Below are 16832 nucleotides of genomic sequence, written 5' to 3' on the forward strand. Positions count from 1 at the left end.
GGAGTGTTGCGTTCTTCGTCAACAATTCATTTTGATTTTAGTTGAATATTAAATTATTAGCAACTATGACTTATCTTCATTATTAATATCGCTTGTTTCATTAACGTTAATGCTATCGTTAAGGTTATCGTTAAGGTGTTCTATTAGTTTATCGCTAATATATCCCTCTATAAATCGATCCCGTTCAGACACGCGTTCACGCTTGAACAGCCAACCTTCAAATCGCTCTTTAGCATCCTTCTTCTCCCACTCGTCAATTGCGGTAAGTCTTAATTTCTTTTGAAGTGCCAGTATTTCTAACGTGGTATCTCTTACCTGCGTTTTTTCTTTTTCTTTTTGTGTGTCAATTAATAGTCTGTTTTGTTCTTTTAATTTAGCAATTTCAGAGGCAAATAATTGTTCTAATTGCTCCTTAAACTCGTTTAAAGCTTCTATAGGAATACCCTGCTGTTCTGACTTTAAATCCTCATTAGCTTTTTCTTTAGAACGTACTAAATCGGTAGTTGCTAGGCTATCGATAATCTGTGGAATTTGCCATACAATTCCGTTATTTAATGCTTTTGTACGCTTAATAATGATGAATTCTGCAACTTTTAAATCCTGCATATTATACACTTTCATCGAATTGATTCTGTTTAAGAAGTGAATTTCTTGGCTTTCAAGTTGACGGAAATAATTATTCAATGTATTTAATGTAACTTTTATGTCTACATTATGAATATCCTTGAAATGCTGGTTCACCTTCTCCGTAAACTCCGAAACTTTCCAGACTTCCATTGAATTTGTAGTTATTGGTTCTGATTCATTTTCTACAGTTGAGTCAACTATTTCTAATTCTGTCGTATCTTTTGCACTCAAACCAGACCCCTCCTAATATATATATTTCTTAGGATGATTATAACATTGTTAGAACAACTTTTCTCACCCTTTTTCAACTAAACATTAATAATCAATAATAGAAAAACCTTAAAATCATTAAAAAATAATAACACAAAAAGGATTATCGTTACGTTATTTGGATATTATTCAAATAACGTAACGATAATATTTAACTCTTTCTTTAATGATAATATTAGCTAATTTGTTATCATTAAATTAATTCGATATTATTCAAATAATTTATCGTTAATATTTCAATCTCTACTTAACGATAATACATCTCTCTTTCTTATCGTTGCGTTATTTCGATATTATTCGAATAACATAACGATAAAATTTTATACTTTCATTAACGATAATATTAGATAATTTATTATCATTAAATTAATTCGATATTCTTTAAATAATTTATCGATAACCCAATGTTAGCTAACTAACGATAATAGTATGTATTTATTTATCCTAATTTGATCTTGATACTACATAATCTAATGATCAATAACTAATAATCGTTTCGAAAATGTTATTTATAACGCTTAGTGTTTAAATTATCACTATATACACTACACAGTTTCAACATATTCTACGTACACTCTCAACACATTATCAATATATATACAACATAATATAAACACTTTATCAACTCTTTTGACACACAAATTGAATACTTTTTCATAAATATATAAAATTTGACTAAGAGGGGAGACAATTATTCTTACAAAGTAGGGGCTACATTAGTTCAAATAGAACTTTTCTGCGTCATACCCGTTATAATGGTGACTTAATAACTAAATTCCATTGTTTAAGCATTGGAATGGTTAAGTCGCTTATAAAGTAAATGGTTAGAAAATGAATAGAGGAACTTCTTTAAACTATTTATTCGAGAACAGGAATATTAGTAAATTTAAAAGTGAAAGTCAGGCATTCATTATAATAGTTCGTAAAACCTATATGAATTGACTGCAGCTTTTTTTATCTTAATCTGGATTTTGACGAATAACTACTTATTAAGAAATATTTCAAAACGAGTATATAGTGAACTTTTTTAATTTCATGGTAATATATAAATTAAATGGATATTACATCTATTTACCAATCTATATAATTAATGTAAAGCAGCAACGATACTATAAACATTCAATTGATGGGTGACCCTCATTATGGGCCAAATTAGCTTAGAGCATTTCGGTAAATGCTCATATAAGAATATAAAAATTAAACAAAATGTAAGGAGGCGAACTTATGAGTGAACAAGTTCAATTAAATGTGTGGCTAACTAAATATAAAAGAGGGCAATTCATTTTAATTCACGAGAAAATACAAGAAAAGTTTGCTTCTACAATGGAAACCCTTTTCAATAATATTGAGGACTCAGCAAACGAATACAAAGAAAAATTGCGTGAAGAATATGCGACTGCTTACAATTATGAGGTAGTTGATCCTAGTGACATATTTGAAGATATCGAAATGGAAGCTTATGAATTTTATAGATCGGAAAAAATCATGGAATATAATTTTCACTTGTCGTTGTTAGCTACAACATACCAAATCTTTGAACAACAATTAAGAGGTTTTGTCTACAAGGAGCTAAACCATAGTACAAGTCCGATTAGGTTAGTAGATGAATTTTCAAAATTTGGTTTTAATATGGGGGAAATAAAGAAAGCATACGAATATCTAAAATATGATTTAACAAAGACTCCCCAATGGGAAACGATTGAACTATTAGCTGATCTTGTTAATACATACAAGCATGGTGACGGTCGTGCTGCTACTAGGTTGTATAAAAAGAACCCAGACTTGTTCTTAAAAGGTTTCTTAGGTGACAAGAGAGTCATGGACGTTGAGCTAACAACCAATGCTGAGATTGTTTTCGATATCGAGAAAGTTAGTTTTAATAAATACTCCAACGCTATTATTGAATTTTGGAGGGACTTTCCAGAACACTTAAGTCCCGTTGTCGATGTCGATTAAATATAATATAAGGGTGCGATTTTGGTAACAGAGCAACATAATCAGTAGGGGATAATAAACTCTCGTTTGGTTTGTTAATTAGAGAAAAAGGTAGTTAGATCAATTACTGAACTGAACCCCATTTTGTAGACAGTTTAATAAAAAGGGATGTAGTTGTGCCTATGCTGCGATTAGATGACTTCGGTAACTTGCCGGAGTCATCTTTTTTAACGTCCATTGCTTTCTCGTATGGTTATAATGATCCATATACTCTACGACTAACGTATGCAATTCAGCTAAGTTTTCAGCTTCCTTATAATCGACTTCATCTTTAAAATGCCCAAAGAACGATTCCATAGGGGCATTATCTAGGCAGTTTCCCCGGCGTGACATCGACTGTTTCAGTCCCATTTTTTTCACAAGCTGTTGCAATTCTGGGTGCGTATAATGAAAACCCTGATCGGAATGAATCATGGCTTCCGGATGAAGATTCCCATCTAAATCAATCGTTAATTGTTCGAGTGTCTCATACACAATCGATATTTTAAGTGTTGTTGATAGCGCATAGGCGACAATTTCTCTTGTAGCGACGTCTTTTACACAAGATAAATAGGCCGTTTGACCACCTCTGATCCGGGGGCGATTGGAACGAAGTCCAAGGAAGCAGAAAATGTTTTAAAAGTAGCTCTAGCTTTAGAAAAGAAATTAATCGCAAAAGGATATAAAGTAAGGCTATCGAGACGCACGGACACGTATTTATCTCTTACACAAAGGGCTCAACTAGCAAATGCTTGGGGAGCACATATATTTATATCTCTGCATGATAATAGCGCAGTAAACAAAACTGCAACAGGCTTTGAAACATTTATTTTCAATGGTCCTGTAAGTGCTAATACAGTGAAATTACAAAAATCCTTGCACGAAGCAATCATTAATGGAATCGGTTTTCGAGACCGAGGTATGAAACGCGCAAATTTCGCAGTGGTGCGTGAAACAAACATGCCCGCGATTTTAATTGAATACGGTTTTATCAGTAACTTAGATGATGAAAAAATTATAGCTTTTGAAATTGAAAAGCAAGCTCAGCTGACATTTGAAGGCATTAATAATTTTTTTGGTGTTACTACGATAACCCCGAAGTCACCAACTGAAAATACTAACCCGACAGGAGATGATGAAGTTATGTTAACCGAAAGGACGCGATGAAATTAGAGACTTATTAAAAAAAGCACGTAACAAACTGTATACGGTCAACGGTAAAAAGGAGTTTGTAATTAATCCAACCATTCTATACTGATTCAATAATTAATCAATACAATGATGCGCAACTGCTTAGCTATCAAGCTGCAGTAATTAATCGAACATTCTAATAAATAATAGCCCATTGAAAAATTTAATCAATGGGCTATTAAAAATTGGGCTTATAACTGACTTATGCAATGCAATTTGTAATCCCCCATAAATAAGCAGCAATATTAGAATACTTATTAAGTAAATCATTTAATATTGACTGTAATTTACTACTTTAGGATGTCTGAACCCTAAATTGATTGCTTCTTTATACATTTATACATAATGTTCCTTTCGCTCCTATTAACTCGTCCCAAAATAAAAGGAGCAGCATTTTTAGCTGCTTGCTTGATTAATATGAATTTGTAGATTATATAGAATTTGCTATCCGAACCAATTCCTCTCCCGGATCAATGTCGGTAATCTTATTACTAATTCCCATTAGAAATTGTAAATTGTTTTTCTCAAAAAACATAAAATTAAAGTATTCACGTTCAAAATACACTGCTTTCGTGCCATCTTCGAGTAAATATTCTTTTCCTTTAAATTCTAATTCATTATCAATTAATTTAATATCTATTTTAAAGATATTTTCAGTTTTATTTTCATGTACATATCGAATTTCTAAGGTATCATTTATATAATTTTTGTCTTCTGAAAATTTACCGAATTCATGAGTAAAAGGAATTGGAGGTAATGCTTTAGGTAATCTTACCTCACATTTACAAAACTCTTGAAATTCTTTAACGGACTCTTCAATTGATTTATATCCCACTTCAGCATATTTTTTTTCAAAGCTTGAAGGCGTATCTTCTACAGCATACATTTTAACACTAACAAACAAGAACAGAATAGCACTGGCAGCAAAAATTGAAAAAGTTAATTTATTCATTTTAAATCAATCCCTTTTTTCTTATTATTACAATTTTAAAAAAACATATACGCAAAAAAGGGTTTTTTGAAGAATTAGTATTTTATACCAAAAAGAAAAGAGGTTATATATGATGAAAAAATCGAAGTTTACTCTTTCAACTGTTTTAAGCCTAATTCTTGTATTTTCTTTCGTATTAACAGCATCAGCGGCATATTCAAAAATTGATTGTTCTAATGTAGCTGGTAATCCATGCAAGGGAGTAAATGTTACTAGTTATGGATCAGGGACAGTTTATTCAGAAACTCTATACGCAACAGCAGGTGATTATTTAGAAGTAAGTAATTATTCTAGTGGTCAATTTAATCTAGTTACCACATTAGTAGATTCTTCTGGAAATGCTGTAAGTGAACCAATACCATTTACCGACACACAATATATAAAAGTTGAAAAAGCTGGATATTATGGTGTTAAAGTGGAATGTGAAGATGACTCAGTCAAGAAAAGATGCACAGGTACTGGAAAAGTGATTAATTCTTAACGGGAAAAAATAAATATCAACACAATACCAATTTAATCAATAGAGTTATCCAATTCTGGCGTTTATCCAAAACGTAAAATAGGGTCTAATAATTATTAAATAGCTCATTACCTTTTTGGTAGGGGGCTTTTTTATATGAAGTAAGTTTTATTTCTTTTTATTATTTCCGAAACAAACTTTTAAAGGTTCGATATAAATTAAATCTAATGAGGCATGTAATAATGCGTACATTTTTTAACATTCTTTTTTTCCGATTCCATCGTAGTTAGAATTGCCATGTAGAATAGAATTACGATTTAAATATTTACTATTACTATCAAAAATCTTGATGAAAGCGGAAATGAATTGATACTGCAGAAGACCATCAAGACTCTTTGATAATTTCTTTTTTACTGTTAAATTTTTATTATTTAATTTACTCCACAATTGTGGGATATATACCTTATCAGCTTTATAATCTTCTAATTTTTTTCTTAGCCATCTTGAAATTATGTTGTCGAATGTAGCAAATAAGGGAAGTAAGGCAATATTGTAAGTATGTAATATCGGTCAAGAATACTTTTCCTGGCTCATCTTGGTTGAACTCGCGATTTAAATGATTCGGTATACGGCAGTGTGACGCTGTCGCTTTTTCTAAGTGGCGATAGGGATTCGCACGGCGAATTTTCGCATATAAATTAAATTAACGCATTAAACGAAGAATCTTTTTATGATTCATGGGTTGGTCTAATACATCAACTAATGCCATATAAAATCCACGATAGCCAATCTTTCCTTTCTCTTTATCATATATCGATTTATCGATTTCAGTAATAAGTAATCTTGATAATCTGATTCTTCACGAAGTGCATCCTTTTCCGCATTTCGAAGCCATTTATAGTAACCGCTTGGACTGACATTCGCTACTTGGCATAAATAGCGTGTCATGTTTTTGAGTTGATACAGTCGAATCGTTTCGTTAATTGCCTGATATTTTTCTCTTGGTGTTAGAACCGATTCTTCTTAGCCTGCCTTTCCATTTCGTCGAGCTTTTTAGAAGGGTTAATTCCGCTTCTAAAAGTCGAATACGCGCTTCAGCTTTCTCTAACTTTTTGTCCGCTGTTAGTTTATCAGCACGAGGGCGACCTATGCTGCCTTTTCCGCGACGCTCTTCCAAAAACCCTTGTTCACCAAGTGTTTTATAGATAGACTTCCAACGGCTCAATGCACTTTGGGCTTTTTTTAGGTCAATAATATCTAAATCAAATCCAGCTTCTCTAAAGATTTGAGCAGGGCCTTTTCCCGCCAGGTTTTCCCGAACCGCCTTTAATTTAAAGTCAGCTGTATATTGAATAGAGCGATCTGAAACAGATGCCACGTTTGGATTCGCTTCAATTTGTCTGCGTTGATGTTCATTAAAAATAATTTTACTCATGATGTTCTCCCGTCCTTAAATCGTATGGTCAGTATAACGGGATTTTCGGTGAAGAAAATAGAAAAACCCCGAATAGGTCCACTTTTTTTAAAGTGTCCACTATTCGGGGTTCAGTTCATACGTTGACCTAACTACCTTTTTTATTATTTCTTATTAAATGTGAATGCCTTTGACATTTCTGCCATATTACCTATACTCATTCCGCCAGTTTTGTTTGATTGCAACGAGGTTGTGTCAGATGATGCAACGCCTGAACTGTCAGTATTTTGTAGGTTATGGTTTTTATTCCCTTCATGTACAGTTGGTTCTGGAGTTGCTGTATCTCCTGGACTTTCTTTGGCTACCAGTTCGACAGTCTCACCGTCATTTTCATTGTAACTTTCTTTTTTTACTATATTTTCACTAGCCGTACTTTTTTCTATAACTGGTGCATCCTCACTTAATAGGGTGCTAGCAATATTGTGATTACCACCTAAAAACTTATTGATGAAGTCCTCTTGGAAGACTTCGGGGTTGAAAGTTCTAGGTAGGTAATCTCTTATATCTCTGTCACCATATTTCGCTTGTAGCACTAGAAAGCCGTAAAGTACAGTTGATGATAAATCCGATTGTTTGTTGATAAATGAAATCAAATCTTCATGAGCTGCTGTACCAATGTACGTTTGAAATCTATCCCCATGACCTAGTACTTTCGAGCGTCTTTTGTTAGGTTTTTTTCCTTGCTCTGCGCCTTTTGCGTTATCTTGCTCTTTTGTCATTATGCTTGTCCTTGACCTTGAACTTCACTAATGTATTGGTCTTTCATTTGATCAAAGGCTTCATGAAGCATCATCATTAATAAACCTAACGAATTTGTAAATTTATCGTGTTCAGAGAAGATTGTACGTCCTTGGTATTTAGAGTCAGAGTTCATGATCTTAGTTAAGTGACTTCTATATAAGATTGAACCGCCACCACAGAAGACGTTTACGGATTTTGAGCCTAAATCTTTGAAAATATTTTTAACTTCAGTACCAATTTTTTTCGAGTTTGCACTTAATCGTGGACTAGCAAAGTTCACTAATGCTTCTGTTCTGAAATCATCTTTAGAGCTATAAATCTTAGTAAATTGCGTTAGAGAATCAATTTTATTTAATGGGTCATGTTCGTTCCATTGTTCAATAATACTGAATACATCTTCTTTTGTGCCTAAATCTAAAGACTTTGAATTATTGTAGTCGTAATTTACACCGTTCATTACCGCTAAATCGAGTGTACCAGCCCCAATATCAGTTAATAAAATCTTATATTGGCTTAAATCTGTAGTAATCGTTTGTCCGTTTACTTCTATTGTATATTGCTTATACGTTCCATCTAGGTTGTACATAATCGGATAAACTGCAATTGCACCTTCGGGGAATGTGCTTGCAAATTCAATTTCAATTGTAACTTCAATTTTTTGGCCGTTAGGGAAATGGAAGATCATTTCATGCGTACCGATAAAGCGTAATGCATGTGATGAAAATGAATTTGGATTAATCTCCATTAATGGTAGTGCAAGAGCAATGTCATATGAAGCTTTAACACTCTTGAAATCCCAAGAACCTACTTCTTGATGTTTTTGTTTCAGAGCATCTACTAAAATACCTGCTAATACAGAACGAGCAATAATTTCAGAAGCGTATTTTTTAGATTCAAATTCTGTTTCATCCGGCTTCACACCATTTTCAGATAAAGTGTGACCACCAATTTTATATCTACGATTCGTTTCTTCTAATGCTTTTGAAGAAACAAATGTAACATCTAATCTTTCGTGAATATTTTCATATGTAACATCGTTGTTCGCTAACATTGCAAATTTATCATTGTTGCGGAAAATTTCAATCTCCGCTGTAGGAATAGCGATACCCGCTTGAGCTCCTTCGAACCAAAATTTAGCTTCACCATTTCCAGCGTCAACGCCACCGCGACGAGTTTTACGTTTCTTTGCCATAATTCTATCTCTCCTAATTATATAAAATTGGTTTCTTGTACTTATCTCTATCAAAATAGTACATATAAATTTTACCTTAAATTCAACACTATGTCAATAGAGTGTGTACATATCATGTTTATACTCTCAACACATTATAAATACTTTGTGCGTATATATTAAATACAATGTGTTTAACGACTCAATACAATATGTATACTTTATCTTTAAAAGGTATGTAGAATATACCTACAATTGCAACACGGAATTTCAAATTTTATACACACATTCTATACATAAAGTGTTTTGTATGTGTTTAGTAGTTCAATATAAAATGAATATAATGTGTGTAAAATATATTTATAAACTCCATATTTACTCAATACTTTTCTTAATATATTTTGTATGTTTTTTAGTAGAAGACTATCTAATAGGTGTATGTTTCTTTAGGATAACCATAGCTGATCACTTATAGTCACATGTCCAATATTATTAAGTTCAAACTATAAAGTCATACTCGAAATCCACAATGAATAATCAAAAAATCAAGCTCAATTACTTGCTTAGATACGTTCCCATTTCAGCCTCAAAAGCCACCTTAAACCATGCTTAAAAACAAACTAAATATACATGAAATTATCCAGCGGAAATGGCTGCAACTGCTACCGATCCCTAACTATAATCAGGTGATTTTTGTAGCATTTTTCAGTGTCGGAAAGAGGGCTTACACTGACGTTTTGCACTGACGACCAATACTGACGTAACCCGTCACCGTTGGTCGTCAGTAATAGACGTCAGTGTATAAACTCAAAAACTCAGTGATAGCAAGGGCTCGCTTGTAGTCCGTTCGCCAACTTTGTAACTCCGAACTTTATTGTGTTAAAATCGGAGTCACGAGGTATAACATTTCAAGATTGATTCTCTCGGCAATTTAAGAGGGACTTTAAAGCTTATTTAAGGACATAGAAAAGAGGATTTTAATGACGCCATCTACAGCAAAAAAACCTTCACCAAAACAGATAGAAATAATGAAGGTGCTACTAAAATTACGTGCTGCTACAATCAAGCAATTAGTAGCTTATTTTCACCCTGACATTCACCCTAAATCGAAGGACTTTCCAGTGAAGCAAAGATCCATTCAGAAGACGGTAAAGTTGCTGAAAGATAACGGCTATGTCATATCGGAATATTCGAACATTCAGGACACATTCTATTTGCAGCTAACACAGGATGGTCAGGAGTTCATGTACAGCCATATGCACATCACAGTGAGGGATAAGAACATACGCTCGGGTTTTGATTTTGAGTTGGGGTATTTTGACTGGCGTAAGCGGGACAATAAAATGTTAGAGAACAAACATTCGCTTTTCCAAGTTTCATGTATGACCGCGCTCATGTCACTCAATCGACTGGCGGAACTAGATACGAATGAGAAACAAAATAACAATTGGGCTATAGGGGGCGTAAGGTTATCGAACGTGTGTTCCGTACGTGATAATCTCCATGCAGCTCCCCGAAATACGAAAGTGAAGAAATCACATGTGTATAAGCCTGATGGGGAAGTTCAATTAAACCAATCATTATATAAAGATTTTAAAACCTTACATACGGTAGAGCGAAATGGGAAACTATCAGTGTATAGCTCACCCGAACGTTTTTATTTAGAGTTCGATATGAAAACAGAATACGGGAATCGACTAATGGAGAAGTTTGGACGATTAAAGCGCCGACTTGATGAAATGGCTGAAACAGATGAATTGAAATATTACAAAGGGATGCTAGTTATCTTACCTTCAGATAAATACCCAAGTGATCTACAAGTACAGCTGCGTCATTTGAATTTCGTTGAATCGTTTCAAATGACTTGTCGGAGTTATTCAGATTCGTTTGAAGTGATTACATGTACCGATGAAACTTTACAGGACACAATTGTTACAATGCGTACTGAATACAAACAAGATTTTGCGAATGTATTAAGTACCGTGTTAAAGCACCCTGACTTTAATGGAGCCTTTACCTATACAACAAAAGATAATGCGATGTTCAAAGCGTATGATAAGAGAACAGGGGACACGTTGGCTCGTTATGAAAAAAATCAGAACTATATGTATATGTTCTTTAACATTGAGGGATTATGTATAACAGCATGGAAGAAAGCCATTGAACGTTTTAATAAAACGGTTGTGCAATTGCGCGATGCGTTTCAAGGTCAAAAGCATATTGTACCGATTGTCGTTTATCGAAAGCATTACCCAGTGTTCCCACGTGAAATACAAGATACGTTCCCTATGCGAGACGGTGAACATTTCTATCAGGAGTATTACGTGATGCAGATTTCAAATCCGGCAATGCCTGTTTTATATAAGCGCGGAGAACCGGTGCCAATTAGTTCATTACAGAACTTCTGAACGAGAAAGCCCACTGCTTTAGCTGTGGGATGATAGTGAAGTCAAATACGGAGTGTCGTTTTTGAACCTACGGTTCTTGACGCCTCAAGTATTTAAAATGTATTTCTTCTTTTTTTGTTCATTTCGTTGTTGTTATGTTTATTAACTGATACAATTGAGCCATGGAAAATTATAGACATACAAATACGACAGTCTCTCTATTGAATTATCATTTTGTATTTTGTCCTCGTTATAGAAGAAAAATTTTTTTGAATAATGAGGTAGAAAAAAGATTTAAAGAAATCGTTAAAGAAATCTGCGATAGCTTGAATACCGAAATCATTGCAATTGAATGTGATAGAGACCACGCATACATGTTTTTAAATACGCTGCCAACACTTAGTCCGGCAGATATAATGGCTAAGATTAAAGGGGTGTCTTCGAAAATTTTAAGAGAGGAGTTTCCGCATCTGCAACACCTCCCGAGCTTGTGGACACGTTCTTATTTCGTATCAACGGTGGGCAATGTTTCTAGCGAAACAATTAAACGATATGTAGAACAGCAAAAGAAAAGAGGTTAATACATTGAGCCAAACGTTCACACTACAAATTAAATTAATGCCATCAAAAGAACAGGCTCTAATTCTAAAGGCGATGTCCGAGAACTACATCCAAACTATCAATAATCTTGTAGATGAAATGGTCAATGTAAAACAAACAACTAAGAAGACGAGCAAAGATGTACAAGTAGATTTGCCTAGTGCTGTGAAAAACCAAGCGATTAAAGATGCGAAAAGCATTTTTAGCAAAGTAAGTAAGAAAAAGTTTTCTATTGTTCCACTATTGAAGAAATTGGTTTGTGTTTGGAACAACCAAAATTATTCATTTGATTCGACTAGTATTTCAATGCCTCTTTATATTGATGGTAAAGTTAAGAAAGTGCCCATTAGGGCATTGATGAAAGACGAAAATAATCGAATTCAAAAAGCGTTAACAGAAAATAAATTAGGGACGCTTCGCATCACGCAAAAGAAGAAAAAATGGATTGCTCAAATTGCCCTAACAAGTGAACCTGTTTTTAAAAATGGGACAAAAATTATGGGCGTTGATTTAGGGATTAAAGTTCCTGCTGTAGCTGTAACAAGTGATGATAAAATCAGTTTTTTCGGTAACGGAAGAATGAATAAATTTAAAAAACGTAAGTTTCGTTCTACCAGAAAAAACTTGGGCAAACGCAAGAAAATAGCCGCTATTAAAAGTTTAAACGATAAAGAACAACGTTATATGAAAGACCAAGACCATAAAATTAGTCGTTCGATTGTTAATTTTGCAATCGAACATAAAATTTCTGTTATTCGCTTAGAGCAGTTAGCAAACATAAGACAGACGGCAAGAACAAGCCGTAAAAACGAAAAGAATCTTCATATATGGTCGTTTTATCGTTTAGCACAATATATCGAATACAAAGCAAACCTATCAGGGATACAAGTGGAGTTCGTCAACCCTTTTTATACCAGTCAAACTTGTCCTAGTTGTTCCGAAAGGAACAAAGCGAAAGACCGTACATACAAATGTAATTGTGGTTTTAAGAAACACCGAGATATAGTCGGCGCAATGAATATTCGATATGCGCCTGTGGTTGATGGTAATAGTCAATCAGCCTAAGATGCTATACGCACTGTCTTAGGAGGGGTAATGAGATACCCTAACCTTGAGGGTTGTTCGAAACAGAAATGGATTGAGAACGTTAAATCACTCAAGAATCCCATCTCAACACCGAAGGTGTAAGGCTTGCGGCTTTAGCCGTGGGAGTCTCAACGCTATAAGAATACATTGACAGTTTCATGATTTTTACTTAACATTAGTTCTAGTGAGGAAGCACCGCACTTATCCATAGGGATAGGTACGGTGTTTTTTTGTTTTTTACGATAATTTATAAAGAAAGGAGAAGGGTATGAAACAATTACTTCCACAGTTAAAGCGGTCGCGTAAGCCAAGTGAAGTAGTTGATCCAATGTTGCTCGATGAAGTAGAAGAACGAAAATCAATATTTGAATCGGCTATTAAGAAAACATTAGCAGAAGAAAAATTTCGTTTTAAAACCAACTTTAGAATCGCTACTACAACTACATATATAAGTTTATTCCTTATCTTGCCGTTTGGTTTGATTTCATGGCTAATGAACTTATTCGGCTTTGTTAAAGCTTCGCCAATTAACTTACTTCCCTGGTGGTTGGTTATCATCTTGTGGGTGCTGCCTTATGTATCGTGGCATTATACAACGATTACCATTCCCCAAAAGGAAGGGCCAGTCATTAAGAAGGATTGGTCTAAAACGCCAAAGGGGAGAAAGCGGTCCGCGCTATTCAACCTAGCACCATTCCATGTAATGTGTTGGGCGGTCTTTTCAAAATTCGTCTATGAGAATTATTTCGATTACTTAACAACATTAAACGTAATGGAAAGTCATAAAGGGATTTTGCTAACAGATAACTTAAACTCATTTTTACTAATCATATTCTTTGCCCCAATCATTATTAGTGCATTGGGTGTGTTCGTACAAGCGCGGGATTACATGATTAATAAAGATTTATTGCAAGATCATTTCATGGATTGGCAAATGCCCTACTTTAAACGATATGCACATGAATATAAGTTAGAGAGCATTGACGTTATTGTAGGTTATGAGTCTGATACAGGTAAGCCAATTGTTATTAAAGAAAATGAACGCTTTTTACATGAGGCGATTATTGGGGCAACAGGTTCAGGTAAAACTTCAACAACTTTACTTTTACGTATAGCCCAAGACTTGATAAAGATTGCGACCGGTACAAAAGATATGTCGATGGTTCTCTTAGAGCCAAAAGGGGATGCTGTAGACGATGTACTGACAATCTGTAAAAAGCTCGGCATACCTGATGAAAAGATTATCGTGATTGATCCATTTAAAGAAATGTCCTATAAGTACAATCCTTTTATTGGGGAGCGTAATATTGTAGCGAACACTTTTCAAGGTACAATCTCCGCATTAACCGGCGACCAAGACCAATTCTTTAAAGACCAACAAAATGAGGTCTGTAAAAACATTACCTTATTAGCTAAAATCCGATACGGGAACAAAACAAACATCCGTATCATTCAGCAATTGATTGACGATCCGCGCGAGCTTGCAAATGTTGTAGAGCATGTTTCCGCTTTTATTGAGCAGAACAGACGTAATACAAATGCTACGCCTATCCAATTAAAAGAGCTGGATTCATATGAGGTAGTCGTCAACTACTTTATTAACCAAGTATTAGATTACAAGACGTTTCGTGACAAAGATGAAATCAAGCCTGTTCCTTATCCACCGAACCATAGACACCATCCGGAGCAAATGGTTGAGAACAAAAAGGAAAACTATATTTCAGGTGCTAAAAAGTATCTGAATGATTTAGTCAATGAGGATAGCTTACGTGCTTTATTTACAAGTGGAGAGGGCGACAGAGTATTTGACGCGGATAAAGTGTTAAGTGAGGGCGGAATCGTGTTAGTAAACACCGCGCTTGGCGAGCTGGACGAACTCTCAATGATGTTCGGCCAATTCTTTATACGTCAATTCCAAGCAGCCGTATTCCGTCGTGCTAAAGAGAATAAAGAGGAAAACATACGACGTATCCCTTGTATTTTTTACGTGGATGAATTCCCGTTATACGCTAATGATGCATTCCAACGATTTTTAACTTTAGGGCGTTCTTACAAAGTGGGCGCGGTTATCGCCATGCAGTCGATCGCTCAGTTAGATGCTGTTGGGACGGATTACCGAAAAACGGTTATGGGTAACGCTTCACATAAGACGGTATTCGGGCGCGGTCCAGTTGACGATAACGAATACTTCTCTAAAGAATTTGGTGAGGAATTGCGGGTAGAAGAATCAGTCAATGAATCAGGCGCACCAATGACTACGGATAATCAAAATTGGGGTATGCGTATGAACTCACAGAAGAAGCTTATGCCGCGCTTTACACCTACTGACATTAGAGAGCTGCCATTTAAACAAATGATTGTTCAGATCGTAGACGAGCGTAACAGCATAGCGAAACCAAAACATGCTATTGGTGAGTTTGTTCATGAATCCGCGTTTGTTCAACGCTTTATGAAGCTGGTTGAATCTGATATTAAGTCAACGAATGAAAGAGAAATTAATGTTGTGAGCGCTATTTCTAATAGCAAAAACTACATTGGTAAATCAGATGGCAGTATGATGGATGATGCCACTAATGAAGAAGCTAACCAAGCGTTAAATGAGTTTGTGAGTGAATCGGAAGTCGTAACGGAAAATCAAGCCGAATCAACGAACCCATCTACGCATGAATTAGAATCTATTATGGTGCCAGTTAATACACCACAGGTAGCAGAACCGCTTGTAGCACATGTTGAACCTGTTCATTCACCTAAAGCGGAAGATGCACAAAAGAACAGTGATGATGTTTTCGGCGGTAGTGAACCGAGTGAGGAAATGTCGTTGAATGACTTTGCTGTACCTGCTGATGTCGTCGTATTAAATGACGCGGTTGTTGTGAATGAGCAACCTGCAGCACAAAAGGAAATGGGAAGTGAGCCAGTACAAGAAGTTTCTCCTGGTCATGCAATCGAGGCAGTAATGACTACCGAGCAAAACGATTGGCTTGAATTATTAGAAGAAGAGGAAGAAACAACGACTGAAACAAATCCAGTTGGAAATGATGAAATTGATTTCCCTGTACATGGTGATCTGAACGAACAAGAGCCAACTTCAACAAATGAAGTACCTGTTTTTGAGGAAACAGACTTATCTATCGGCTTTGAAACAACGAAGGATGAATTTGTTCCAGCTGATGAAGCACCTGTCTTTGAAGAAACGACTTTATCAATCATGGTTAATGAGCCAAGTGAGCCAGTTGTTCAAGAGGGGATGCCCTCGAATGATGTTCCTGTCTTTGAAGAAACAGACTTATCTATCGTTAATAACGTTATCGTTAATGATGAACCGATATACAATGAGCCTGTGCCAGTTGAAAATGTTGAACATTTCCCTGTTTTTGAAAAAACAGACCTTTCAGTTGGAGATATAGCACCTGTACAAGAGCCTGAGAGTGCGCTTGAACAACCAACTACTCAACTAAATGACATTTCGATGCCTCTGAGCGCGGTTTCGCAAGGGGTAACAACATTAAATGAGTCTGAAATTCAAGAAGAAATGCCTAATTTCATTGATGTTACACCTATTGAGCCATTGCCTTATACAGCTGAAGCAACCGCGCTTGAACAAATTCTACCTAGCGAGGAATCATTTGTGATTGAGCCACAGCCATTTATTTTAGAGGAATCAACACAGCAGGCATTTCAAACGAGTGTCATTGATACGCATTCAAGTGATATGTTAGACCAACTTCAAAAGGAAGTCGCAGCAAGTAAAGAAGATCCATCACTGAAAGTTACTGAACCAATTGAAGAAAAACCGGCTAATGAACCACCGAAAGCGCCAGATAAACCACGTATTATCGAATTAGAAATTTAAATTACTC

Annotated in this window: 11 protein-coding genes and 2 pseudogenes; 7 read left to right on the forward strand and 6 right to left on the reverse strand. The window is 35.2% G+C overall.

The genetic code is table 11. From position 1 onward, the window contains the following. Nucleotides 1–63: 63 nt before the first annotated feature. Nucleotides 64–858 carry a hypothetical protein gene (locus tag B5473_RS05630; protein WP_065217410.1) on the reverse strand — a complete coding sequence of 265 codons (795 nt, stop codon included), beginning with the start codon at nucleotides 856–858 and terminating at the stop codon, nucleotides 64–66. A 1263-nt stretch (nucleotides 859–2121) separates the two neighbouring features. On the opposite strand from B5473_RS05630, the gene B5473_RS05635 reads away from it, so the two are divergent. After that, on the forward strand, nucleotides 2122–2853 hold the full coding sequence (locus B5473_RS05635; protein WP_065217411.1) for a hypothetical protein: 732 nt from the start codon (nucleotides 2122–2124) through the stop codon (nucleotides 2851–2853). Nucleotides 2854–3012: 159 nt separating this feature from the next. Here B5473_RS05635 and B5473_RS05640 read toward each other — a convergent pair. Then, nucleotides 3013–3462, reverse strand: a pseudogene (locus B5473_RS05640) (IS3 family transposase); the annotation flags it as partial. Here B5473_RS05640 and B5473_RS05645 point away from each other — a divergent pair. Further along, nucleotides 3451–4038, forward strand: coding sequence for an N-acetylmuramoyl-L-alanine amidase family protein (locus B5473_RS05645; protein WP_065217412.1), 588 nt, complete (start codon nucleotides 3451–3453; stop codon nucleotides 4036–4038). The pseudogene B5473_RS05640 and the gene B5473_RS05645 sit on opposite strands and share 12 nt — an antisense overlap. Before the next feature lie 454 nt (nucleotides 4039–4492). On the opposite strand, the gene B5473_RS05650 is transcribed toward B5473_RS05645, so the two are convergent. Next, complete coding sequence (locus B5473_RS05650) at nucleotides 4493–5014, reverse strand: hypothetical protein (RefSeq protein ID WP_065217413.1); 522 nt, start codon at nucleotides 5012–5014, stop codon at nucleotides 4493–4495. 112 nt (nucleotides 5015–5126) lie between these two features. On the opposite strand from B5473_RS05650, the gene B5473_RS05655 reads away from it, so the two are divergent. Continuing rightward, nucleotides 5127–5534, forward strand: coding sequence for a hypothetical protein (locus B5473_RS05655; RefSeq protein WP_139377690.1), 408 nt, complete (start codon nucleotides 5127–5129; stop codon nucleotides 5532–5534). Between the two features lie 526 nt (nucleotides 5535–6060). Here B5473_RS05655 and B5473_RS05660 read toward each other — a convergent pair. From B5473_RS05660 to B5473_RS05670, 3 genes and pseudogenes are all read right to left on the reverse strand, one after another. Continuing rightward, nucleotides 6061–6948 (reverse strand): annotated as a pseudogene (locus B5473_RS05660) (IS3 family transposase); the annotation flags it as partial. Between the two features lie 143 nt (nucleotides 6949–7091). Continuing rightward, the gene (locus tag B5473_RS05665; RefSeq protein WP_065217415.1) at nucleotides 7092–7706 is read right to left on the reverse strand and encodes a hypothetical protein; all 615 of its coding nucleotides are present in this window, start codon (nucleotides 7704–7706) and stop codon (nucleotides 7092–7094) included. Continuing rightward, nucleotides 7706–8920 (reverse strand): hypothetical protein, encoded by a 1215-nt coding sequence (locus B5473_RS05670; protein WP_065217416.1) that lies wholly within the window; start codon nucleotides 8918–8920, stop codon nucleotides 7706–7708. The genes B5473_RS05665 and B5473_RS05670 overlap by 1 nt, the downstream gene beginning before the upstream one ends. 959 nt (nucleotides 8921–9879) lie before the next feature. Here B5473_RS05670 and B5473_RS05675 point away from each other — a divergent pair. From B5473_RS05675 to B5473_RS05690, 4 genes are all read left to right on the forward strand, one after another. After that, nucleotides 9880–11307, forward strand: a complete 1428-nt coding sequence (locus B5473_RS05675) for a hypothetical protein (protein WP_065217417.1) — start codon at nucleotides 9880–9882, stop codon at nucleotides 11305–11307. A gap of 161 nt (nucleotides 11308–11468) precedes the next feature. Beyond that, nucleotides 11469–11867: an IS200/IS605 family transposase gene (tnpA, locus tag B5473_RS05680; protein ID WP_065217418.1), complete on the forward strand. Its 399-nt coding sequence runs from the start codon at nucleotides 11469–11471 to the stop codon at nucleotides 11865–11867. 4 nt (nucleotides 11868–11871) lie between these two features. Continuing rightward, a complete protein-coding gene (locus tag B5473_RS05685) occupies nucleotides 11872–12951 on the forward strand; it encodes an RNA-guided endonuclease TnpB family protein (RefSeq protein ID WP_065217419.1) in 1080 nt (359 codons plus the stop codon). 289 nt (nucleotides 12952–13240) lie between these two features. After that, a complete protein-coding gene (locus B5473_RS05690; protein ID WP_065217420.1) occupies nucleotides 13241–16825 on the forward strand; it encodes a type IV secretory system conjugative DNA transfer family protein in 3585 nt (1194 codons plus the stop codon). The last annotated feature ends 7 nt before the right edge of the window (nucleotides 16826–16832 follow it).

It is taken from the genome of Solibacillus isronensis, assembly GCF_900168685.1.
Taxonomy (GTDB): Bacteria; Bacillota; Bacilli; order Bacillales_A; family Planococcaceae; genus Solibacillus; species Solibacillus isronensis_A.

Bases quoted from the DNA above. Each gene is read 5' to 3' on its own strand.
- B5473_RS05635 (WP_065217411.1), top strand. From the start codon at position 2,122: ATGAGTGAACAAGTTCAATTAAATGTGTGGCTAACTAAATATAAAAGA.
- B5473_RS05650 (WP_065217413.1), bottom strand. From the start codon at position 5,014: ATGAATAAATTAACTTTTTCAATTTTTGCTGCCAGTGCTATTCTGTTC.
- B5473_RS05655 (WP_139377690.1), top strand. From the start codon at position 5,127: ATGAAAAAATCGAAGTTTACTCTTTCAACTGTTTTAAGCCTAATTCTT.
- B5473_RS05665 (WP_065217415.1), bottom strand. From the start codon at position 7,706: ATGACAAAAGAGCAAGATAACGCAAAAGGCGCAGAGCAAGGAAAAAAA.
- B5473_RS05670 (WP_065217416.1), bottom strand. From the start codon at position 8,920: ATGGCAAAGAAACGTAAAACTCGTCGCGGTGGCGTTGACGCTGGAAAT.
- B5473_RS05675 (WP_065217417.1), top strand. From the start codon at position 9,880: ATGACGCCATCTACAGCAAAAAAACCTTCACCAAAACAGATAGAAATA.
- tnpA (WP_065217418.1), top strand. From the start codon at position 11,469: ATGGAAAATTATAGACATACAAATACGACAGTCTCTCTATTGAATTAT.
- B5473_RS05690 (WP_065217420.1), top strand. From the start codon at position 13,241: ATGAAACAATTACTTCCACAGTTAAAGCGGTCGCGTAAGCCAAGTGAA.